Genomic DNA, 22,375 nt, shown 5'->3' on the forward strand with positions numbered 1-22,375 from the left:
CCCCTGCCAGCGGTTCCGGGAGTATCAGAATTTCGGTGTAACTGATGGTTTTGGTTGGTTGTCTGGGTTATCGGCGGCCGGCGGTGACGCGGCCGTTGAAGGTGATGTCGAAGGCGTTGAGGGCGGTTTTCCAGCGGTTGGTCCAGCGGGCTTTGCCGCGCCCGGTGGGGTCGAGGGCGCGGATGGCCAGGTATAGGCATTTGAGCGCGGCGGTGTCGGTGGGGAAGTGGCCGCGGGCGTTGACTGCCCGCCGGAGCCGGGCGTTGATCGATTCGATGGCGTTGGTGGTGCAGACGACTTTGCGGATTTCGACGTCGAAGGCGAGGAAGGGCACCATTTCGGGCCAGGCGTCTGACCACAGCCGGGTGATGGCCGGGTATTTCTTCTCCCACCTGTCGCTGAATTCGGCGAACGCGTCGAGAGCGGCCTGCTCCGAGGCGGCGGTGTAGACGGGTTTGATGTCGCGGGCGATCTGCGCCCAGTCTTTCTTGGTGGCGTAGCGGAAGGTGTTGCGCAGTAGGTGGATGATGCACTGCTGCACCACGGTCTGTGGCCATACCTGAGCGACGACCTCGGGCAGGCCTTTGAGGCCGTCGCAGACCAGCATGCACACATCGCCCACACCCCGGTTGCGGATCTCGGACAGGACGCGCAGCCAGTATTTGGCTCCTTCGCCGTTGCTGTCGCCGACCCACAGCCCGAGCACGTCTGAGCCGCCCTCGCAGGTCACCCCGAGGGCGACGTAGACGGGCCGGTTGGCGACCTGCCCGTCGCGGATCTTCAGATAGATGGCATCCACGAAGATCACCGGATAGACCGGGTCCAGGGGCCGGGACTGCCATTCGGTCATGGTGTCCAGGACCCGGTCGGTGATGACCGAGATGGTCTCCTTCGACACGCTGGTGCCGTAGACCTCGGCCAGGTGCGCGCAGATCTCCCCAGACGTCAAGCCCCGCGCGGTCAACGAGATCACCAGATCATCGACCCCGGACAGGCGCCGCTGTCTTTTGGCGACCATCTGCGGCGTGAAGGAGGCGTCACGGTCGCGGGGCACCTCGACCTCGACCGGGCCGATATCGGTGACCACGGTCTTAGACCTGCTGCCGTTACGCGAGTTGCCCTTGTTACGCCCCGCCGGGGCGTGTTTGCCGTAACCGAGGTGAGCGTCCATCTCGCCCTGCAGCGCCGCTTCCAGCACCATCTTGGTCAACTGCTTGAGCAGCCCACCCTCACCGGTCAACGGCACCCCCGACGCCTGGGCCTGCCGGGTCAACCGGGCGACCACATCACCGTCGAGCAACTGAGCCAGATTCATCTCAGCCGGTTGCTGATTGTCTTCCACCCCAGGCTCAACGGCCGAAACCGCCACATCGCCAACGGTCCTGTCCACAAGTAACTCCTCAGCTCACAGAGTTACACCGTTGATCTGATAGTCCCGCGGTTCCCACCGTCGATCGGTCGCGGGAGAAATCGAGCACACCAACGCCGGCGGTGAGGGGCCGTGGCACCTACCTCTCTGCATCAACCGAGCGAGGCAGAGATGTAGGTGCCACAAGAACAGTGGGCAGCCCGAGGCGACCAGAGAAACACCGAGAAGCGGAGCGTGCCTGGGCTCGCCGTGAGGGGACGTGCCAGCTGCCCCTCTGCATCGGGAGAGGAGGAAAGGGGCCTGGAGGGATTGATGTGTTGGCACCGCGAGAAAGGGGTTGGAAGCGGAAGGAGCACGGACGTTGCGTTGCCGCCGGGAGATACGGTGCGGGACCACGACGGAGCGGCGCAGGGAGGAGAGTGAGAGGGGTTGGGGCGTAAGGGGAAAAGGGGGTTAGGTGCGGGGGCGGCGGGTGGTGAGGAGCAGGAGGAAGCGGCCGAGGATGAGGACGAGGATGCCGGCGCCGGTGGCTAGGCCGATGTTGAAGCCGGTTAGCGGGAGTTGGCAGGCGGGGGTGCCGCAGCCGGGTGGGGGCGGGCTGGTGGGGGCGGCGGCCCAGGGTGGGGCGGTGGCGGAGGTGGTGAGGAGGCCGATGTTGAGGTCTAGGAGATGGGTGGTGCCGGGGGTGAGGAGTTCGACGCGGAGGCTGGTGGCGGAGGCGGTGACTTCGCGGTCTGTGATGGTTTGAGTGAAGGTGCCTAGGGTGAGGCGGATCAGGGTGGGGTGCTGGCCTAGGGTGAGGCCGCGCAGCGGGAGTCCGGAAAGGATGGTGGATAGAGTCGTTGTGGGGATTGGGATTTCGAGGCTTTGACCGGGGGTGTCGAGTTTCTTGGTGCCTAGGCCGGGTGCGGTGATTTCCAGCAGGGGTGAGTGGTATTCGACGGATGAGGTTTCTTTGCGGCCGGTCGCTATCGCGTTCAGCGACGGTGGTTGCACTACGCGGACGGTGATGGCGTTTCCGAGAAGCTCTAGTTTGGACAGTCCGATCTCCGCGCGGGCGGCTGAGGCGGCGCGGCCGTCCTTGGGGACCAGGGCGGTGGCGGCTCGGCTTTGCAGGTTTTGCGAGGCGCGGACCATGGCGCCGGACGAGCCGGGGAGGATCGCGGCATCGACGATGGCGGCTGCGCCTTGGCCCGCGAGGCCGGTCTGGGTGCCGCAGGTCATCGGGTCGGTCCATTGGGCTTGGGCCTCGAGGGAACCTGCTCCGATCTTGCCGACCGGGCCCAGGTCGACGGCGAGGGCCGTGTTGCGGGCCGGATTCTGGTTGGCGGGTGGCGCCTGCTGGGCCACGCGGGCCTCCAGCGGGCCACGCGGGAGCTTGAGCCCGAGGACCGAGCCGTCAAGGTACTCGGCTTGGGCGGAGCCGCGCACCGTAGCCGTCGTGGCCATACCGGCCTTGGTGGGCGCGAGCGTGAGGTTGGCGACGTGGGTTTCCAGCCCGAGCGGGCGTAGATCGACAAGGGCGAAATTGAGCAGGCGCGCATCGGCGCTCGCCGTGAAGCTGACGGGTGGGCAACCCGGCGCTGCGGTGCTGGGAGCGGCCAGCAAAGGCACGGAACCGAGAACGACGCAGACGACCGTAAGCATTCGCATGCTTCCTCCAAGGGGTTGAGGAGCTCACCTGGAGTGCCAACGAAGCCATTAGGGCGCAGTTACGCGTAGGGTGTGTCAATGGGCATGCTCTGCGCGGTCGCCTTCAACCGATACGGGCGGCTTTTCTATCTTGATCCGGGCGAGTTTTCCCCGCGTGTGGGCGACAAGGTGCTCGTGCCCACCGATGATGGGCCTGAAGTTGCTGAATGCGTATGGGCGGCCCAGTGGGTCGATGAAGACACCTCCGGGTTCCCCCGTTTGGCCGGTTTCGCGCAGGATGTCGATCTGCGTCGGGATGAGATCGTCCGGCAGCGAAAGGCCGAAGCGCGCATAGCAGCCAACCGCTTGATCCGCGAGCATCAGCTGCCGATGAAAGTGATCTCAGTCGATCACACCCCCGGGCAGGAAACCGAGCAGCCCGATTGGGGCGCCGGGCCACGCACGACGATCTACTTCACCGCGCCGCATCGGGTTGATTTTCGTTCCCTGGTAAGGGATTTGGGGGCCACTCTGCATTGCCGGGTGGAGCTGCGCCAGCTATCGGCACGCGACTCGGCCAAGGTGCAGGGCGGCATTGGCTCCTGCGGGCGAGACCTCTGCTGCTCGACCTTCCTCACCGAGTTTGAGCCGGTCAGCATCAGGATGGCCAAGGATCAGGATCTGCCGCTGAACCCGATGCGCATCTCCGGGGCGTGTGGGCGGCTCATGTGCTGTTTGAAGTATGAGCATCCGATGTACCAAGACTTTCACGCCACGGCACCCGCGATCGGGGAGCAGGTCAGCACGCCCGAGGGCGATGGCCGGGTGGTGGGGCATTCGGTCCCGAAGGACTCGGTCGTGATCCGGCTCAACGCTGACGGCTCCCGCACCGTCTGCCCGAAGGCTTCGGTGTGCGGGAGCCGCAAAGCTTACGAGGAGAAGCACCTTAGCTAGGGCAAGGGATCGGGCACGCTGGTGGGCACCTCGATCGGCGAGAAGACCACCGGCGTATCCACCAGGCGCGGCCGCAACGGCTTCGCCGGGCGGAACCACGACCCAGAAGCCTGGGCTATCCAGTTCTTGCTGATCCTGTCCACACCGATCGGGTAGAGCGTCAGCGTTCCGTCGGCGGCGATGTGCAGCCGCAGGAAGCTCTTGAAGTCCTCGATGCCCTGGCCGGCGAAGAGCTCGTTGGTGTTCACCTTGAAGCTCGACGCGACCAGCAGGTAGGCCGAAACCAGAAGCGCCGCAACGATGGAAACGATCGGCAGGTAGACGACGACTGCGGCGGCGGGCGGCCCGGGCCAGGCGATCTCGGAAAGCGGCAGCTGTCTCCAGATGAGCCAGCCACCGACGCCGAGCAGGACATGGGCCACGCCGTGTAACCCGCCTAAGATAAAGGGTTTCGCCTTCATTTGACCGGCGGTCAGGCCCACCGCGAAGAACGTCGTAGCGGCCAGGAAAAGGCTCACCATCAAGAAAATCGGCACCGTGACGATGCGATGGCCTTCGTTCTGCAGGGCCAGCAGCAGCATCGTGTGCAGCACGCCGAGAAGACCGGCGAACCCGGGGTTGCGCCACGGGAGGCGGGCGAAAACGCCGCCGCCGAGCCATTTCGAGCGCAGCTTCGTGGGATATGTCTTGGCCAGCTTGTAAAAACCTTGCGGGCTTGCTCTGCGTACCAGCGAATGCTTCGGCGGAACGGCGATCTTCTCCGGTAGGTGGTGAGTCGCGGCCGTGTAGGCCCCGCCGCCACCGCAGTTGACCAGCTGCCGCGTCCCGCCCTGCTGCACGTAACGCGAATAGTGATGCAGATCGCCGCTGAGCATGAGCTTGACGTGGGCACCGGTCGGATCGATCACGTTGCGCAGGAAGTAGTCGATCGTGTCGTAGTAGCGGGGATGCTCGTCGGTCTGTACCCAGGCCGGCTGCGGCGTCATGATGATCACGTTGTCGCCGGGCTGGAACGTCCCCGCGACGCTCTTGAAGAACTCCAGCTGCGGGTCGTCGACATAAGCCTCGCCCTGCGCGTCGACCGCGAGCAGCCACCAGCGGTGCGGCAGCTTGAGCGCGAAGTAGCTTCGGGTCTGCTTGGTCTTCCAGCCCCCGATGCGGCCCCCGTCGCGGCGCGTGAACAGGCGCATGAAGGCGGTCAGGCCGTCGTACCAGTCGTGGTTGCCCGGCAGCGCGTACATGGTCGGGCTGGCGTCGGTGATCGGCTCGGGCAGCGCCGCCTTGTACGGGCCTTCGAACCGGTTCTCGTACTCCGCCCCGCTCGCGGTCGGATAGACCTGGTCGCCGCCGAGCAGGAGCACCTGCCCGCGCGGCAGGGTGTCGTCGCCCAGCTGGACCTGCGGCTGCGCCAGCAGGTAGGCCATCGAATAGGTGGCGTCGAACCCGTCGCCCAGATCGGCGATGTAGTCAATCCATATGTCTTCTTGCGTGGCGTACTGGTCGTGGACCTGGTTCGGCAGGGCGACCTGAAGCTCGCGCTTGTCGAGGTAGGCGCCGAACTGTGCCGCGAAGGCCACCCGGATGCCGGTGGCCGCCAGCTGACTCGGGCTGAGCCAGGCCACTGGCTGACGCGGCTCGAATCCGAGCTCTTCAGGGTCCAATTTGGAGGGTCGCCGGACGAAGGTTGACTCGAAGGCCGACGGCTCGCGGGGAAGCGGTGTGGCAGTCACAAAAGCGCAGCGTAGTCGTCAGTGGACGGCTGCGCACCCCGCTGTCACCCAGCCGATTCGTCCTAGATGATTCAGTTAAGTTAGTTTGCTATGAGAGCCCTCCGATAGCCGGTTGCGGCCCGTCCCCACTGATCGCGTATAGTTGTGCGACGTTGCCGCCTTAGCTCAGTCGGTAGAGCGATTCACTCGTAATGAATAGGTCAACGGTTCGATTCCGTTAGGCGGCTCCACGCAACAGGCCCAGCTCATGATGAGCTGGGCCTGTTTTTGCTTACGGCTCAGATGTCGAGGAACCGCACGTCCTTGGCGTTGCGCTGGATGAACGAGCGCCGGGACTCAACGTCCTCGCCCATCAGCACGCTGAACAGCTCGTCGGCCGTGGCGGCGTCGTCGAGCGTGATCTGGCGCAGCGTGCGCGTGCCCGGGTTCATCGTGGTCTCCCACAGCTCCGGGTAGTTCATCTCGCCGAGACCCTTGAAGCGCTGGACGTCGTCGGGCTTCGCGTTGGGCTTGGTCTCCTGACGCGCCACGATCAGGCTGTCGCGCTCGCGGTCGGAGTAGGCGTACTGGAAATCGTCGCCCTTCTTGTTCCACTTGATCTTGTAGAGCGGCGGCGACGCCAGGTAGACGTGGCCCAGCTCGACCAGCGGACGCATGAAGCGGAAGAGCAGCGTCAGCAACAGGGTCTGGATGTGCTGTCCGTCAACGTCGGCGTCGGCCATCAGAACGATTTTGTGGTACCGAAGCTTCTCGATATCGAACTCGTCGTGAATGCCCGTCCCGAGCGCGGTGATAAGCGCCTGGACCTCGTTGTTCTTCAGCACGCGGTCGATGCGCGCCTTCTCCACATTGAGGATCTTGCCGCGGATCGGGAGGATGGCCTGCACCCGCGGGTCACGGCCCTGCTTGGCCGAGCCGCCGGCGGAGTCACCCTCGACGATGAACAGCTCGCACACCTTCGGGTCGGTGGACTGGCAGTCGGCCAGCTTGCCCGGCATGGAACCGGACTCCAGCAGCGACTTGCGCCGAGCCAGCTTGCGCGCCTGGGCGGCCGCGAGCCGGGCCCGGGCGGCCTGGTTCGCCTTGGTGATGATGGTCTTGGCCTCGGCCGGGTTGCGCTCCAGCCAGTCGGCCAGCCACTCGTTGCACAGCTTCTGTACGAAGCTCTTCACCTCGGTGTTGCCGAGCTTGGTCTTGGTCTGGCCCTCGAACTGGGGGTTGGCCAGCTTCACCGAGACGATCGCGGCGAGACCCTCACGGATGTCTTCGCCGGAGAGCTTCTCGTCGCCCTTGAGGAACTTCTTGTCCGCGCCGTATTTGTTGACGATCGTGGTCAGCGCCGCGCGGAAGCCCTCTTCGTGGGTGCCGCCCTCGTGGGTGTTGATGGTGTTGGCGAACGTGTAGACCGACTCACCGTAGGACTCGTTCCACTGCATGGCCACTTCGAGAGCCATGCCGTCGCCGTCGGCGCCGAACTCGATGACCGACTTGTGGATGGGGCTCTTGGTGTTGTTGAGATGCCGCACGAAGTCGGCGATGCCGCCCTTGTAAAGGAAGGTGACCTCGCGCACCTCTTCGCCGGTCTCCCGCTCGTCGCGCAGGTGGATGGTGAGGCCCCTGTTCAGGAAGGCCATCTCCTGAAGGCGGCGATAGATCGTCTCAAAGGTGAACTCGGTGGTCTCGAAGATGGCCGGGTCTGGCCAGAAAGCGACGCTGGTGCCGTGGGCCGTGGTCGCGTCGCCCTTCTTGAGCGGGCCGGGCACGGAGTTGGTGTACTCCTGCCGCCATTCGTAACCATCCCTGTGGATCTCGATGTCGACCCGCGTCGAGAGCGCGTTCACCACCGAGATGCCCACGCCGTGCAGACCGCCGGAGACGGCATAGGCCTTTCCATCGAACTTGCCACCCGCGTGCAGCACCGTCAGCGCCACCTCGACGCCCGGCTTCTTCATCTTGGGGTGCAGGTCGACCGGGATGCCCCGGCCGTTGTCGATCACGCGGACGCCACCATCGGCCAGCAGCGCCACATCGATGGTGTCGCACACCCCCGCCAGCGCCTCGTCCACCGAGTTGTTGACCACTTCCCACACCAGGTGATGCAGGCCACGTTCACCGGTGGAGCCGATATACATACCGGGCCGCTTGCGGACGGCTTCCAGGCCTTCGAGAACGCTAAGAGACGCGGCGTTGTAGGTGTCTTGCTGCTTGGTCACTGTCACTCTCGATGCTTTCTCGCCCGTGGCGACCATGCGTCGGCCCAGCGGGCGGGGTCTGTGCGGGGCAAGCCACCTCAGCCGGGACCCGCGGAATTGTAATGTCGACCGTATTCGTAGTCAATCTTACCCCTGGCGACGCTCCGTCGTACGCTCGCGCCCCTTGGGATTGCAGTCAAATGGCCGCCTTCCGGAAGGCCAGCTAGGGTCGCGGAACGGCCGTCAACCGTCCACGAAAGACAAGTGTCCGAATCACAATGCTGTGCCATGGGTTTGCTCGATGCGCCAGGTGAGGATCCGGCTTGTCGTGTCGCGTCGCCAGTGCTCCCGAAAGGGCCTGTCGGCAGTGAGCGACCTGAGCATCTGCTCGGCCCAGTCGCGAGGCGACGACCACGCCGTGTCGATGCATGCGCCGTTGACGAAGGACGACTCGAATATCCGGCCGGCCGTCTCGCCAGCGGTCTCGACGACGACGTAATCGCCGCAGATATCGACTCCGATGGGCAGCCAATGCGGTTGCCAGTCGTGGAACGCCGAATCCCGGTCGAGGTCTCGCCGGTAGAGCTGATTGCGGCCGGTCCAGGCGTCAAGCGCCCTTTCCAGCGACATGAACGAGAAGGTGGGCGCGATCTCGAACGGTGCCCCCGCCGCGGTCGCGCCGTCGTGCCACAGGTAGAGGCAGGCCAAGTCGGCGGGCAGCTGGACGTCGAGGAAACGGGCCGCCTCGTCGAGTTGCTGCTGAGTAGCCCGAGGCTGCAAGCTGTCGGCGGTGGGTGGCGAATTTACGCGCAGCCAGCTTTCGATGCTTTGCAGCGTGGCCATCATCGACATGCAATGCTCCTGTCCCGGCCGGGAGTGCCGACTCCCCTTCCGGAAGATAACACGCACTCAAATGTAGCGCGCTGCCAACCAAATCCGCATTGGACAGTGGCGGCTCGGCCCGCAGGCGTGCCGGCACCGGGCAACGATATGGTGTAACGATGTCGTCACTGAGCCCCGAATCCACGGCCTTTCGGCAGGCGATCGCGGTGATCAACACTGTTGATCCGCGGATTGGCGCGGCCATCGCCGCCGAGCTGACCGACCAGCGAGAGTCGCTCAAGCTGATCGCCAGCGAGAACTACGCCTCGCCCGCGGTGCTGCTCGCAATGGGGAACTGGTTCAGTGACAAGTACGCCGAGGGGACCATCGGCCGGCGCTTCTACGCCGGGTGCCGCAACGTGGACACCGTCGAGTCGGTGGCCGCTGAGCACGCCCGTGAGCTGTTCGGCGCCCCGCACGCCTACGTGCAGCCGCACTCGGGAATCGACGCCAACCTGGTGGCTTACTGGGCCATCCTCGCCGACCGGGTCGAGGCGCCCGCGCTGGCCAAGGCCCAGGCCCGCCAGGTGAACGACCTGAGCCCGGCCGACTGGGCCCAGTTGCGCCAGGACCTGGGCAACCAGCGCATGCTCGGCATGTCGCTCGACGCCGGCGGCCACCTCACCCACGGCTTCCGGCCCAACATTTCAGGCAAGATGTTCGACCAGCGCAGCTACGGCACAGACCCGGAGACGGGGCTGATCGACTACGACGCGCTTCGCGAGACGGCCCGGGAGTTCAAGCCGCTCATCATCGTCGGCGGCTACTCCGCCTACCCGCGCAAGGTCAACTTCCGGGTGATGCGGGAGATCGCGGACGAGGTCGGCGCCACCTTCCTGGTGGACATGGCCCACTTCGCCGGACTCGTGGCGGGCAAGGTCTTCACCGGCGACTTCGACCCCGTGCCACACGCCCACATCGTCACCACCACGACCCACAAGTCGCTGCGCGGCCCGCGTGGCGGCATGGTGCTCTGCCAACCTGAGCTCGCCGATCAGGTCGACCGCGGCTGCCCGATGGTGCTCGGAGGCCCGCTGCCACACATCATGGCCGCCAAGGCAATCGCGCTCGCCGAGGCACGTCGCCCCGACTTCGCGGGCTATGCCCAGCAGGTGGTGGCCAACTCCCAGGCGCTCGCCGAGGCGCTCATGCGCCGCGGCGCCACTCTGGTCACCGGCGGAACCGACAACCACCTGTCGGTCATCGACGTCAACAGCTACGGCCTCACCGGCCGCCAGGCCGAGCAGGCGCTGCTCGACTCGGGCATCGTCACCAACCGCAACTCGGTTCCCCGTGACCCGAACGGGGCCTGGTACACCTCGGGCGTGCGCATCGGCACCCCGGCGCTCACCTCACGCGGGCTGGGCACTGCGGAGATGGACGAGATCGCTGAGCTGATCCACACCGTGCTCAGCCACACCCGGGCCGACTCCGGCTCCAAAGCAAAGTACACATTGGACGGTTCGCTTGCCGAGCGGGTAGCCAAACAGGCCACCGAGCTGCTCGCCGGCTTCCCCCTCTACCCCACCATCGACCTGGGGTAGCGACTTCAGAGGCGCGCTCATGCCCGATTCAGAGGCGACCACCCTCACCCCGAGCCCGGCTAGCGTCAGCGCTGACGCAGGCCCGAAGCCGAAAAACGAGATCTGGCAGCGATGGCAGGAATCGTTTCTGGCCGGCTTCGCTGTCTGGGCCATCGGCCTGGTGACCTATTACGTGGTCACTGCGGTCTCCTGGCTGCCCACCGAGGACCTCACGTCGAAGGCGGGCGCGCCCCCGGCCACCTTCGGCGAGTTGCTTTCCTCCTGGCATCGCTGGGACACCACCTGGTATGTCATCATCGCGGATTTCGGCTATCACTTCGACGGCAACAGCACCGCATTCTTTCCGCTTTACCCGATGCTGGTCCGGGGCGCGAACTATGTGGTCGCGGGCGGGTCGTTCGAAGCAGCCATAGTTGTTTCGCTGATCGCCTGTCTGGCCGCGCTGGTGATGATGCATCGGCTGAGCGCGGAGATGCTGGGCCGGGCGGACGCCCGCCGGGCAACCTTCTACCTGCTCGCCTTTCCCACCGGCTTCTATCTTGTCGCCGCTTACACCGAATCGCTTTTCCTCGCCCTCGCCATCGGCTCGCTTTACTGGATGCGCCGCGGTCATTGGTGGTGGGCGGGGGTACTGGGCGCATTCGCGAGCGCCACCCGCATGGCCGGCGTCATGCTCGCGGCCGCGTTCGCCTACGAATACCTGCGCCAGCGCGGATTCTCGTGGCGAAAGGTGCGCTTTGATGCGCTAGGCATTGCCTTGGTACCGGCCGGGCTGGGCGTATACATGGCCTACCTGGCGGTCTCGTTCGGCGACCCGTTTCGTTTCCTTAAATCCCAAGAGGTTTGGTTCCATTACGGGTACACCAACCCGCTGACCACCATCAAGGATGTCTTCCTGCTCATCCACCGCACCGAACCCCTATACGGGCCAACGACAGTGCGCAACATCATCAATCTGACCGCCGCGCTCGGTGTGCTCGTCATTCTGGCTCTGGTCCTGGCCGGCCCATGGCGGCTGGGCGCCGACCACGCCTACCTCGTCATCTTCGCGGCCATCGTCATCCTGATGCCCCTGTCCAACCCGATCCGCGCGCACTACCCGCTCAGCTCGATGTGGCGGTTCGCGCTCGAATGCACCGTGGTCTTCATGTGGCTCGCCAGACGGGGGCGCAACCACACCTTCGATCGCGCCTACCTCGCCATCGCGCTCGCACTGCAGGGCGCCATGGTGGTGACCTTCGTCCAGAACCAGTTCGTGGCCTGAACTCAGCCCTTCCAGAGGGACAGCATCATGGCCTCGACAGCGATGCGGGGCTTGACGTTGGCGTCGATCGCTGTGCGGCATTGCATCACGGCTTCGAGGCGGCGCAGTGTGCTCTCGGGGCTCCAGCGCTCGGCGGCGGCCTGGGCAACGGCGTGGACGTCGCTGTGGATGGCGCGAACCGGGGCGGCCCATTGGTTGGCCAGGACGTCACGATAGAAGCCGGCGAGGTCGAGCAGGGCCCGGTCGAGGGCGTCGCGCTGGGCGCGGGTGGCGCGGGATTTCTGGCGCCGCTCAAGCTCCTTGAGTTGCCCGGCCGCGCCTCGGACGGCGCCCGCCGCGCCCTTGCCGGTGCCACCGGCGCCGAGCGCGGTTTCCATCTCCGCCCGCTCGACAGCGTCGATCTCGGCGGTGGCCGCGTCAGACTCCGCTTCGGCGGCCGAGATCAGGCCGTTGGCGGCGTCGAACGCGGCGCCGACGCTGGAAAGCTGGCGCGGCACGGCAAGCACCGCGGCGCGGCGCGTGCGGGCTTCCGGGTCGCGGGCCAGGCGGCGGGCGCGGCCCACGTGGCCCTGCGCGGCGGAGGCCACCATCGCGGCCAACTCGGCCGGGATGCCGTCACGCGACATGAGAAGATCGGCCACCGCGTCGGGCGACGGCTGGCGCAGGGTGACCACCCGGCACCGGGAACGGATCGTCAGCGGAACGTCGTCGGGGTGGTCGGACGGGGCGCAGAGCAGGAAGACTGTCCTTTCCGGAGGCTCCTCAACCGCTTTGAGCAGGGCATTGCCCGCCGCCTCGGTGAGCCGGTCGGCGTCTTCGACGATGAGGATCTGCCAGCGGCCGGTGGCCGGGGTGGTAGCGGCGCGCATCACCAGCTCACGCATCAGGGCCACCGGGATGCTCAGGCCCTCGGGCACCACGAACCGGACATCGGGGTGATTACCGGTCTGCACCATGTGACACCCCCGGCACGTGCCGCAGCCGACCGGCTTGCTGACGCATTGCAGCGCGGCGGCGAACGATCTAGCCGCCACCGACCGCCCCGAACCGGCGGGACCGGTGAACAGCCAGGCGTGGGTCATGCCCGTGCCGGAGGCGGCGGCGCGTAGCGACGCCACAGCCTCGGGCTGGCCGACGAGATGCGCGAAAACATCCACGCCGGAAACGATAGTCACCAACTACGACAGCGCCGAAATCCGAACCCGCTCGGCATGTTGTGCGGCGAGCTCCTGCGGGGGCGGCCCGTCAGTTCGGACTAAAGGGGGCAGCAGTTTGCCGACCCTTGCCGCGATCTCCTCGGCGAGCTCCTTCTCGTCGCGGGTGGCATCCAGTACCAGATAGCGGTTTGGATCTGCCGCGGCCAGGTCGAGGAAACCCATCCGAACCCGCTCATGGAAGTCGAGAGATTCCTGCTCCAGCCGGTCGGGCGCACCGCGCCGCCCGGCTCGCTCCAAGCCGATGGTGGGGTCGATGTCCAGCAGCACCACCAGGTTGGGCTTGAGCCCGCCGGTGGCCCAGGCGGAAAGCCAGGAGATCTCATCCACCGCAAGCGAGCGGCCCGCGCCCTGGTAGGCCAGCGAGCTGTCGACGTAACGATCCGAAACCACAACCGCTCCGCGCGCCAGCGCCGGTCGCACCACAGTGGACACATGGTGGGCCCGATCGGCCGCGTAGAGCAGGGCTTCCGCCCGTGGCGCGAGCACGGTGGGGCCGGTCGGCGTGGCGTGCGAATCCAGCACCATGCGGCGGATCCGAGCGCCGACCTCCGTCGCGCCGGGCTCCCGGGTCACCACGACATCGCGTCCGCCGGACTGCAGCAGCGTGGCCAAATGGGCGATCTGGGTGGACTTGCCGGCGCCCTCGCCGCCTTCGAAGACCACGAAGACGCCACCGCTGCTCGGCTCGGGAATGCCGAGCGGGCGTCCCCGCATCGAGCTGAAAAGGTCGGCCAGGATCGGCACACCAGGCTTGTCGTCCATCTGGCGCAGCGCCCAGAACCCGGCGCCGACCCCGAGGAAACCGGCCACCCCGAGCAGAATGCGGGTCGACGAGACCGAAAAATCAGTGCCCGCGATCGCGCGCGAGCCACCCAGACCAACCATCACGCCTGATAGTGAAATGGCGAGCATGAGGATCACTCGGGTGCCGGTTTGCACCACGGCGAACACCCGGCCCCGCATCTCATCGTCGACCTCGCCGCCGAGCAGCGTGATGCCTGACAGGAAGGCCATTCCAGCGCCCGCGCCGACCAGGAGGGTGAACGCCACCGCGATCGACAGGTGGGTGGCCAGTGAGAGCAACGCCACCGAGCCGCTCGCGAGGATGATGCTCAGGCCGAACCACCGCCGCCGGGAAAGCGCGCCGATCAGGCGAGGCCCCAGCGCGATGCCCAGCCCGAGGCCGATGAAGATCACGGCGAAGAGGATCGCGAAGGTCGAGTCACCGCCGTTGAGCTCGGTGGAGAAGAACTGGGCCGTGCCGATGACCACACCGCCGGCCGCGAACGCGCCCAGGATGCCGAAGACCAGACCCCGCACCATATGGGTACGGCCCACGAACTTCCAGCCGTCGACGAATTGGCGGGCCATGCTCTCGCTGTGATGGTTCTTCCCGTTGCGCCCGGAGATCTCGCGAATCCCGAAGAAAACCACCAACGCTGTCGCAAGCCGGGACAAAGCATTGAAATACAGAGCCAAACTGGACGGCTCAGCCCACACCGCAATCTCGATGTGGGCGTTGGTCAGCGACTGGTACAGCTGATTGAGCCCGGCCAGCACGGCCGCGGCGAGCACCGGGGTGATGCCGTAGGTCGTGACCAGCGTGAGCTGATTGGAGGCCTCCAGCCGGGCCTTCGGGATCAGGTTGGGCACCGCCGCTTCCTTGGCGGGAAGCCAGATCAACGTGATGCTCTCGATCAGGAACGTCGCGATGGCCGCCCAGCCGACGGTTATCGCGGCGTCGTTGGAGAAGAGCACCACCGTCGGGATCGAAGCGAACAGCACGAAGCGCAGCAGATCGCAGACGACCATGGTGAGGCGCCTGTCCCAGCGGTCGGCCATCACTCCGGCCAGCGGCCCGAGCAAGAGTGCCGGGAGCAGACGGATAGCGATGACACCACCGAAGGCGAAACCCTTGGCGGCGCCACCGCTTACCTGGGCCGCGGCGAAAGTCGCGGTGGCCAGAAGGCCTAGCCAGTCACCGAGGGAAGCCGCACCCAGAACGAGCCAGAGTCGTCGGAAGGGGCGGATGCGCAAGATGGCGCGCAGTTCTGCGACGCCTGAGAGTTCACCCTCCGCTTGCTTTTCGATGGCCAAACCTTTCCGAATAGTGGTCTACAGCGGCCACTCTAGCCCCGTAACACCGCTCCTCTACCCGGATCCGTCCCTGAAGACTTCCTACATAATTCCCTAGTACGCTTCGGTCCAGGCAGCCTGTAGATACCCTCTCACCAGCTTTTTAGACTCGGTAAGGACTGCCTCGTCCCCCTCGGGATGCCGCCGGAACGCCAACTTGATCAGCGCATCCGCCGCCTCGACCGACACCGTCAGGGCAAAGCGGAGCTTGGCCGAGTCGGGCGCGGAGTGGTAACGAACGAGCAGATCCGCCAGATGGTCGGCGATCACCGCGTTGTTGTCCCGCTCCGGGTCGATCAAATGTACATCGACTACGTCACCGAAATGCAAGGTCCGGAACCCCGGAACACTTCGATGAAGCTCGATATACTCCTCGATGGCACCGTCTACCCCGTCCCACCAGTGGGTTAGCTCACCCGCGGGAATCCGGTCGGCGAGCCGGGCCAAATAGGCCTCCACGTTGCGCAGGGTAAGAGCCTGCACAATCGCGCGCTTGTCGGGAAAGAACTGATATACCGAGCCGATGGCGACCCCGGCCCGCTCAGCGAGCAGTGTGGTGCTCAGCCCGTCGTAGCCGACTTCGTCTATTAGCTCGGCGCACGCATCGAGCATGCGCTGTACGCGCGCTACGCTTCGGCCCTGCACCGGAACCCGGCGCAAGGGACCAGCGCTGACAGTCTGTGTGCTCACTAAACCGCTCCTTGCTGCTGACACCCTACCCAGGAACAACGAATCTAAGCGGCCTGCGGCAATTACCCAGCCTTCTTCGGTGCTGCTTTCTTCGGAGTCGCCTTCTTCGGAGTCGCTTTCTTCGCGGGCTCGGCCTTGGCTGCGGCTTTCTTGACCGTCTTCTTAGCTGCTGTCTTCTTGGCGGGCGCGGCTTTCTTGGCCGTGGTCGCCTTCTTGGCCGGGGCCTTCTTGGCTGCGGCTTTCTTGGCCGGGGCCGGCCCCTTGGCCCGCTTCTCGGACAGCATCTCGCTGGCCTGCTCAACGGTCATCGACTCGGGGGTCATCCCGCGGCGCAGCGAGGCGTTGGTCTCCCCGTCGGTCACATAGGGACCAAACCTGCCGTCCTTGATGACCATCGCCTTGTCGGTCAGCGGGTCCACACCCAGCTCGCGCAGCGGAGGCGCCGCCTGGCGTCTTCCGCGCAGCTTCGGTGCCGCGAGCAGGGTGAGCGCCTCGTCGAGGGAGACGGTGAAGAGCTTCTCCTCGTCCTCCAGCGATCGCGAGTCCTTGCCCCGCTCGATGTACGGGCCATAGCGCCCGTTCTTCGCGTAGATCGGCTCGCCCGCCTCGTCCTTGCCGACCAGCCGCGGCAAGGTCAGCAGCCGCAGCGCGTCGGCGAGTGTCACTGAATCGGGTGACTGCGTCTTCAGCAGGGACGCGTTGGTCTCGCCGCTGGAGACATAAGGCCCGTACCGCCCCGACTTGAGCACCACCTGCTCACCCGTCTCCGGGTTCTCGCCGAGATCGCGCTCACCGCCCCCGCCGAGGAAAAGCTCATCGACCTTGGCCGGGGTCAGCTCGTCGGGCGCCACCCCGTCCGGGATGGACACCCGGTCACCGTCGGCCGCGCTCTCCGTGTCGGGGTCCACATCGCCCCCGGCGACCCCGCCGCGCTGCAGGTAGGGCCCATAGCGGCCGACCCGCACGACCACGTCGCGCCCCTGCTCATCGGTGAAGAGCCGGATCGAGTTGATGCTGCGGGCATCGATCTCGCCCAGGTTTTCGGTGACCATCTTCTTCAGCCCGCCCGCGTGGCCGACCGAGCCTTCGACCGCGTTGGCGGAGCCGAAATAGAAGGTGGTCAGGAACTCCAGCGAGGTCGCGTCGCCACCGGCGATCTGGTCGAGCTGGTCTTCCATGGCCGCGGTGAAGTTGTAGTCCACCAGCCGCGGATAGTGCTGCTCCAGCAGCTCGATCACGGCGAAGGCGACGAAGGTCGGGATCAGCGCCTGACCGCGTTTCACCACGTAACCGCGATCCTGGATGGTCTGCAGGGTCGGCGTGTAGGTGGAGGGCCGGCCAACGCCCAGCTCTTCGAGAGCTTTGATCAGCGAGGCTTCCGTGTACCGGGCCGGAGGCTGGGTCGTGTGACCGACCGCCTGCAGGGCCTCCTCGGTCAGGTGCTGGTCCTTGGTCAGGATCGGCAACCGGCGCTCGGCGTCCTCGGCCTCCTCGTCGGCGTCGTCAGAGGACTCGACGTAGGCGCGCAGGAACCCGGGATCGGTGATGGTCTTGCCGGACGCGGCGAAGTCGCACTCCTCGCGGGCCGGGGTGACCGCCCTGATCCGCACGCTTACCGACTGCCCCACGGCGTCGGTCATCTGCGACGCGATGGTGCGCCGCCAGATCAGCTCGTAAAGCTTGAACTCCTCGGTGGACAGCTCCCGCGCCACCTCACCCGGCGTGCGGAACGAGTCCCCGGCCGGGCGGATAGCCTCGTGCGCCTCCTGCGCGTTCTTGACCTTGCCGGTGTACCGGCGCGGCTGCGGCGGGACAGCTCCCGGCCCGTAAAGCTCGGCGATCTGGGTGCGCGCGGCCGACAGCGCCGACTCGGAAAGGTTCACCGAGTCTGTACGCATATAGGTGATGTAGCCGTTTTCGTAGAGCCGCTGCGCGACCCGCATCGTCATCTGCGAAGAGAACCGCAGCTTGCGGGCAGATTCCTGCTGCAGCGTGGAGGTGATGAACGGCGCATACGGCCGCCGCCTGTACGGCTTCTCCTCGACCCGGGTGACCACGAAGTCCCGATCGTCGAGCCGGGCCGCGAGCCCACGAGCAGCGGCTTCGTCGAGATGGACGACGTTGCTCTTGGCCTTGCCCGTGGTCGGCTCGAAGTCCTTTCCGGACGCGACACGATCACCGTTGAGCGCGATCAGGGTGGCGTTGAAGGTCTCCGCCTTGTCGTTGGCCAGCGTGGCGACGATGTCCCAATAGTCCGCCGACCGGAATGCCATCCGCTGCTTTTCGCGCTCGACCACGATCCTGGTCGCGATCGACTGCACACGCCCGGCGCTCAGGCCACGTTGGACCTTCTTCCACAGGACGGCGCTGACGTCGTACCCATATAAACGGTCAAGGATTCTGCGGGTTTCCTGTGCGTCGACGAGATCGCGATCGATCTCGCGAGGGCTCGCCACCGCGGCCTGAATGGCCGACTTGGTGATCTCGTGGAAGACCATCCGCTTGAACGGCACCTTGGGCTTGAGGGTCTCCACCAGGTGCCAGGCGATGGCCTCGCCCTCGCGGTCCTCATCTGTCGCGAGCAGGACTTCATCGGCGTCTTTGACGAGCGCTTTGAGTTTGGTCACATGCTTGGCGCGATCAGGGTTGACTATGTAAACCGGCGCGAACCCGTGGTCGACGTCTACGCCCAGGTAGGCCCACGGTTCCTTCTTGTATTTCTCCGGCATCTGCTTGGCCCCGGCAGGCAGGTCACGAATGTGGCCGAAGCTCGCCTCGACGACATAGCCCGGCCCCAGGTAACCCGAGATCGTCTTGGCCTTCGCCGGTGATTCGACGATGACCAAACGGTTCTTGGCTGCTGTAGGCACGCTCAAACTCCTGTGATCTCTGCGCAGGTGCTCAGTAGGTGAACAAGACGTACACGGTAACGCTCAATAATGACGTGAGGTCGCGCACCCCATCGACCGCCCTGCACGATACATCGGCAGGAAAGATCAAAAGATCATTTTCTGTGTACCGGGCGAGGCGCGCTCAAATCAGGCGCTAACCGGTCACACGCAGATGGGCGTGGCCCGGTTCTGTTGGGGGGAGAACCGGGCCACATTTCCCTGGGGGGAGGAGATGGCGCCTGAGGCCTGGTGGCCAGCTCGTAGCCCCCGTGACGACGGCTGGCCACGCTCCCCGCCACTCTGACACTTCACGACAGTCTGGTCAGCGATCATTTGCGGCGTATTTACGTCATGACGCATACTCGCCAGATGGTCTTCGCCACGTTGGGCATGAGCAGCGAAGAAGAGGCACTTTATCGCGCTTTGGTGGAGTTTCCGTCAGCCACCGCAGCCGCACTGAGCGTGGCCCTTGATCTCCCCGTGGTGGAGGTTGAGCGGCTGCTGGTGAGCCTGTCCGGGCAAGGCTTGGTGGCACGCACCGGCAACGCCGAGGCCCGGTTCGTGGCCAGCTCTCCGGCGATCGCGCTCGGTCCCCTGGTGCGCCAGCGGCGCGAGGATCTGCGCCGCGCCGAGCTGGAGCTGGCAGCGCTGACCGAGCGATTCTGGGTCAGCTCCTCCGACCGCACCGCCGGTGACCTGGTTGAGGTGGTCACCGGAGTGGAGCTGATCGCGAAGCGCTTCGCCCAGCTGCAACGCAGCGCGCAGAAGGAGGTGAGCGCGCTGGTGACCGCCCGCGTCGACGCCGTCGCCCGGCGCGACAACCCGGACGAGGACGAGGGCGTCCAGCGCGGGGTTCACTACAAGGTCGTCATCGAACGCGCGATCTTCGAGCAGCAGGGGGCCGCCGCCGACATGGCGGGGGCGGTGCATGCGGGTGAGGACGTCCGGGTGGTGGAAAAGGTACCCATAAAATTGTTGATCGCTGATCAGCACATGGGGATGGTGCCGATGGATTCGGCTGGGCAGGCCCCAGCCGCCCTGCTGGTGCATCGCAGCGGGCTGCTCGATGCCCTGCTCGCGCTCTTCGACGCGGTCTGGCAGCGGGCCCGCCCGCTGCACGTCGAAGCGTCCGGGCTCACCGAGAAGGGCCCGGCCGAGCTGCTTGCTGAGCTGGACAAGCAGATCCTGAACCTGCTCCTGGCGGGCCTCACCGACACGTCGATCTCCACGCAGCTAGGCCTGTCGATGCGCACCGTCCAAAGACGAGTGCGCGAAATGATGGACCTGGCAGGTGTCCACACGCGACTGCAGCTCGGCTGGCACGCAGCCCACTCCGGCTGGGCCTAGCACCTCTCTCACCCCGAATACTTTTCTTCGACAGTTACGATTGTCGTTCTGTCGATGAAACCGGGGCTTCGATGACCGACTTCTGGCACACGATCGAGCAGTCACAGTTCTTCTCCATCGTGGTGATCATTCTGTTCCTCCTCGTGCCAGTGGTGATCGTCCGCGCGCTGAGCTGGGCATACTTCCGTCGCCGGTACCGCACCGGGCTGCCCCTGGTGCTGCATCCCTTCACCGCCACCACCGATGACGCGCTGGGCCGCGAGCTGCTCGCCGAGCTGGTCGCCTACATCGGCGACGATCCCACCGGGTCGCTGGCGCCCGGCGCCCAGTCCACCGCCACCCCGCCCACCACGACCGAGGAACAGCTCGGCTCCCCGACCGGCATCATGTTCACGCTCACCCGGCTGGCCATCGCGCGCCGGCCCGGCCTGCACGTGATCCTCACCCGGCTGGGCCACACGGCCGACGCGGGCCTGCGCATCGCCGTCATGATCATTAAGCAACCCCGCGGGACCGTCATCGCCTCGCACACCCTGACCGGCACCCGCGACACCATCGTGGCGCAGGTGGGCGCCTTCTGCGTCTACCAGGCACACACCCAGCTGCACTTCGGCAGAAACACACCACGCTGGGAACGCTGGCACTCGGCCCCGGCCTACCAGGTCTACCGCGAAGGGCTCGCGCTGCAGGAAGAGGGCATCGAACGGCAGGCCAACGCGTACGGCTGGCGCGTCGAGGCCCACCAGATGCGACACGAAGCCAACCGTTTGCGCACGGCCGGAATCGACCGGCGTGTCATCTCCCGCCTCGAGGCGCAGGCCCGCGACCTGGATACCGCCGCCGACGCGGAGCGTCCTATCTGGACGGAGTATTTGGAGCGCGCCGCCGGGCGGTTCCGGCGCGCCTCCGTCGCCGACCCGGCCAACCTGTTGCCGCTGTTGGCGCGCGCGGCCATCTGCGAAATCCTCGGCGACTACGAGACCGCGCTGGGCCTTTACGACATCGCCCGTACCCTCTGGCCGGAACAGGTTGAGTCGACCTATCGGCTGCTCACCCACGACACCCGCGGCCAGGGCGAGCAGCTCGGCCGGGACATCGAACGGATGCTGCGACGCCGCCGCCTGTTCTGGCTGTGGGCGCGCACCTTCCTGCCCTCGCGCTGGGCGCCCGGCGAGCGCCGCTACTGGGCCTCCTGGTTGCGGCCCAGCTCGACCCGTACGCCCCGGCTCACCATGCGATCCAAGCGCCGCGACACGCTCAACGCCGTCGCGGTGGCCCGGCTGACCATCCAGGCCAAGCGGCTCAGTGGCGACCGCTCGGGGGCAAACGTGGCCCTCCTGGTGCGACGGCTGTTCAAGCGGCTCGAAAGGCGGGTGGGCCGGGTGCGCTGGCGGCTGCTATCCCGCGCCGGCGGCTCGCTGGACCGCCTGCTCACCCTGCGCGGCCCGTTCTGGGACAGCAGCCGTTCCGCGCTGGAAAGACAACGCGTCGCCTTCGGCCGGGGCTGGGTCGCCCAGTACAACGCCGCCATCTTCTTCTCGACCGTGCTCGGGCTGCCCGCGCCGCTTCGCCCCGCCCTGCGCCGTCCCGGCGCCGCCGCCTGGACCGACGACACCTGGCGCAGCGCCTGCGCGGCAGCCTCCATCCGGCACCTGGCCAACGTGCTGCGAGACCCGCACAACCAGCTCGACCTCGGCTGGCTGCGCAACGACCCCGACCTTGATCCGCTGGCCGAGGCGGTCAGCGACATCGGCGACGAGGTCCCCTTCGCCGCGTGGGCCATCTACGCGGGCCTCACCGGCCGCTTCGCCGAACCCCTCGGCGTCACCTCCGCCGACGAAGGACCGGCCACGCCGGGCCGGTTCCGCAGCCGATGGCGCCGATGGCGCGACGGCTCACGCTAAAGCAACAACCGCCTCGACCTCGACCAGGTAGCCCGGCCGGAACAACCCGCCGGCCTGGATCAGCGTGCTCGCCGGATTGGGCAGGTCGCCCAGCGCAGGCCGCAGGAACTCGTCCCGGACATCGCGCACCACCTGGATTTCGGTGACATCCATCAGGTACCAGGTCAGCTTCACCACATCGGCCCACCCGGCCCCGAGCGCCTCCAGAACAGACTGCATGTTGCGCAGCGCCTGCCTCGTCTGCGCGCCCAAATCCCCTTCGCCCACAAGGTTTCCGGCCTCATCCATCGCGACCTGACCCGAGACGAAAGCCAGCCGCCCGCTCGCCACCACCGCATGGCAGTAGGACGCGTTCGCCGGCACTCCCGACACCTCTTGCAGACGATGCTCGATCGACATCGGAAGAGCCTAACCGGCCGCACGCGCCTTCGGCACCGCCACCGCAGTGCCGGCCGCCCTAGCCCGCCGCTTCGCCGCGAGATCGCCAATGGTGGCCTGGACAGGCTCAGCAGTGACCTGGACCGGCTCGGCAGTCTCGCCCACCTCCCCCACCTCCACAGCCACCGGCCGCTTGGTGCGCTGCCGCCGCGCCACCTCATCGCGCGCCACCCCATCGCGCGCAT

16 protein-coding genes and 1 tRNA gene are annotated in these 22,375 nt (G+C 66.4%); 6 read left to right on the forward strand and 11 right to left on the reverse strand.

Annotation, left to right across the window (positions count from 1 at the left end):
* Nucleotides 1–67: 67 nt before the first annotated feature.
* Both Rhe02_RS46450 and Rhe02_RS46455 read right to left on the reverse strand, forming a co-directional pair.
* Nucleotides 68–1,315, reverse strand: coding sequence for an IS256 family transposase (locus Rhe02_RS46450; protein WP_203914987.1), 1,248 nt, complete (start codon nucleotides 1,313–1,315; stop codon nucleotides 68–70).
* Between the two features lie 507 nt (nucleotides 1,316–1,822).
* Nucleotides 1,823–3,022 (reverse strand): hypothetical protein, encoded by a 1,200-nt coding sequence (locus Rhe02_RS46455; RefSeq protein ID WP_203914976.1) that lies wholly within the window; start codon nucleotides 3,020–3,022, stop codon nucleotides 1,823–1,825.
* 78 nt (nucleotides 3,023–3,100) lie between these two features.
* On the opposite strand from Rhe02_RS46455, the gene Rhe02_RS46460 reads away from it, so the two are divergent.
* Nucleotides 3,101–3,955, forward strand: a complete 855-nt coding sequence (locus Rhe02_RS46460; protein WP_203914977.1) for a PSP1 domain-containing protein — start codon at nucleotides 3,101–3,103, stop codon at nucleotides 3,953–3,955.
* On the opposite strand, the gene Rhe02_RS46465 is transcribed toward Rhe02_RS46460, so the two are convergent.
* Nucleotides 3,952–5,685 carry a metallophosphoesterase family protein gene (locus Rhe02_RS46465; RefSeq protein WP_239124507.1) on the reverse strand — a complete coding sequence of 578 codons (1,734 nt, stop codon included), beginning with the start codon at nucleotides 5,683–5,685 and terminating at the stop codon, nucleotides 3,952–3,954. The genes Rhe02_RS46460 and Rhe02_RS46465 overlap by 4 nt on opposite strands.
* Before the next feature lie 154 nt (nucleotides 5,686–5,839).
* Between Rhe02_RS46465 and Rhe02_RS46470 the strand changes: the two genes are divergently transcribed.
* Nucleotides 5,840–5,915 (forward strand) — tRNA-Thr (locus Rhe02_RS46470).
* Nucleotides 5,916–5,963: 48 nt separating this feature from the next.
* Here Rhe02_RS46470 and gyrB read toward each other — a convergent pair.
* Nucleotides 5,964–7,898: a DNA topoisomerase (ATP-hydrolyzing) subunit B gene (gene gyrB, locus Rhe02_RS46475; protein WP_239124509.1), complete on the reverse strand. Its 1,935-nt coding sequence runs from the start codon at nucleotides 7,896–7,898 to the stop codon at nucleotides 5,964–5,966.
* Between the two features lie 252 nt (nucleotides 7,899–8,150).
* Nucleotides 8,151–8,729 (reverse strand): SMI1/KNR4 family protein, encoded by a 579-nt coding sequence (locus Rhe02_RS46480; protein WP_203914979.1) that lies wholly within the window; start codon nucleotides 8,727–8,729, stop codon nucleotides 8,151–8,153.
* Between the two features lie 149 nt (nucleotides 8,730–8,878).
* Between Rhe02_RS46480 and Rhe02_RS46485 the strand changes: the two genes are divergently transcribed.
* On the forward strand, nucleotides 8,879–10,303 hold the full coding sequence (locus Rhe02_RS46485; RefSeq protein WP_203914980.1) for a glycine hydroxymethyltransferase: 1,425 nt from the start codon (nucleotides 8,879–8,881) through the stop codon (nucleotides 10,301–10,303).
* A gap of 19 nt (nucleotides 10,304–10,322) precedes the next feature.
* Nucleotides 10,323–11,567, forward strand: a complete 1,245-nt coding sequence (locus Rhe02_RS46490) for a mannosyltransferase family protein (protein WP_203914981.1) — start codon at nucleotides 10,323–10,325, stop codon at nucleotides 11,565–11,567.
* 2 nt (nucleotides 11,568–11,569) lie between these two features.
* Here Rhe02_RS46490 and Rhe02_RS46495 read toward each other — a convergent pair whose 3' ends face one another.
* The 4 genes from Rhe02_RS46495 to topA form a co-directional block, all read right to left on the reverse strand.
* A complete protein-coding gene (locus Rhe02_RS46495) occupies nucleotides 11,570–12,724 on the reverse strand; it encodes a DNA polymerase III subunit delta' (protein ID WP_239124508.1) in 1,155 nt (384 codons plus the stop codon).
* A 21-nt stretch (nucleotides 12,725–12,745) separates the two neighbouring features.
* Nucleotides 12,746–14,833 carry a dTMP kinase gene (gene tmk, locus Rhe02_RS46500; protein ID WP_373320800.1) on the reverse strand — a complete coding sequence of 696 codons (2,088 nt, stop codon included), beginning with the start codon at nucleotides 14,831–14,833 and terminating at the stop codon, nucleotides 12,746–12,748.
* Between the two features lie 141 nt (nucleotides 14,834–14,974).
* Complete coding sequence (locus Rhe02_RS46505; RefSeq protein ID WP_203914991.1) at nucleotides 14,975–15,532, reverse strand: TetR/AcrR family transcriptional regulator; 558 nt, start codon at nucleotides 15,530–15,532, stop codon at nucleotides 14,975–14,977.
* A 140-nt stretch (nucleotides 15,533–15,672) separates the two neighbouring features.
* Nucleotides 15,673–18,480, reverse strand: coding sequence for a type I DNA topoisomerase (gene topA / locus Rhe02_RS46510; RefSeq protein WP_203914982.1), 2,808 nt, complete (start codon nucleotides 18,478–18,480; stop codon nucleotides 15,673–15,675).
* Between the two features lie 372 nt (nucleotides 18,481–18,852).
* Between topA and Rhe02_RS46515 the strand changes: the two genes are divergently transcribed.
* A complete protein-coding gene (locus tag Rhe02_RS46515; protein WP_203914983.1) occupies nucleotides 18,853–19,848 on the forward strand; it encodes a helix-turn-helix transcriptional regulator in 996 nt (331 codons plus the stop codon).
* 71 nt (nucleotides 19,849–19,919) lie between these two features.
* Nucleotides 19,920–21,752, forward strand: a complete 1,833-nt coding sequence (locus Rhe02_RS46520) for a hypothetical protein (protein WP_203914984.1) — start codon at nucleotides 19,920–19,922, stop codon at nucleotides 21,750–21,752.
* On the opposite strand, the gene Rhe02_RS46525 is transcribed toward Rhe02_RS46520, so the two are convergent.
* Both Rhe02_RS46525 and Rhe02_RS46530 read right to left on the reverse strand, forming a co-directional pair.
* Nucleotides 21,744–22,151 (reverse strand): RidA family protein, encoded by a 408-nt coding sequence (locus Rhe02_RS46525; protein ID WP_203914985.1) that lies wholly within the window; start codon nucleotides 22,149–22,151, stop codon nucleotides 21,744–21,746. The two genes, Rhe02_RS46520 and Rhe02_RS46525, sit on opposite strands and share 9 nt — an antisense overlap.
* Before the next feature lie 9 nt (nucleotides 22,152–22,160).
* Nucleotides 22,161–22,375, reverse strand: a 215-nt coding sequence (locus tag Rhe02_RS46530) for a hypothetical protein (protein ID WP_203914986.1), incomplete at its 5' end; no start/stop codon positions are given.

Source organism: Rhizocola hellebori (genome assembly GCF_016862955.1).
Classification (GTDB): Bacteria; Actinomycetota; Actinomycetes; order Mycobacteriales; family Micromonosporaceae; genus Rhizocola; species Rhizocola hellebori.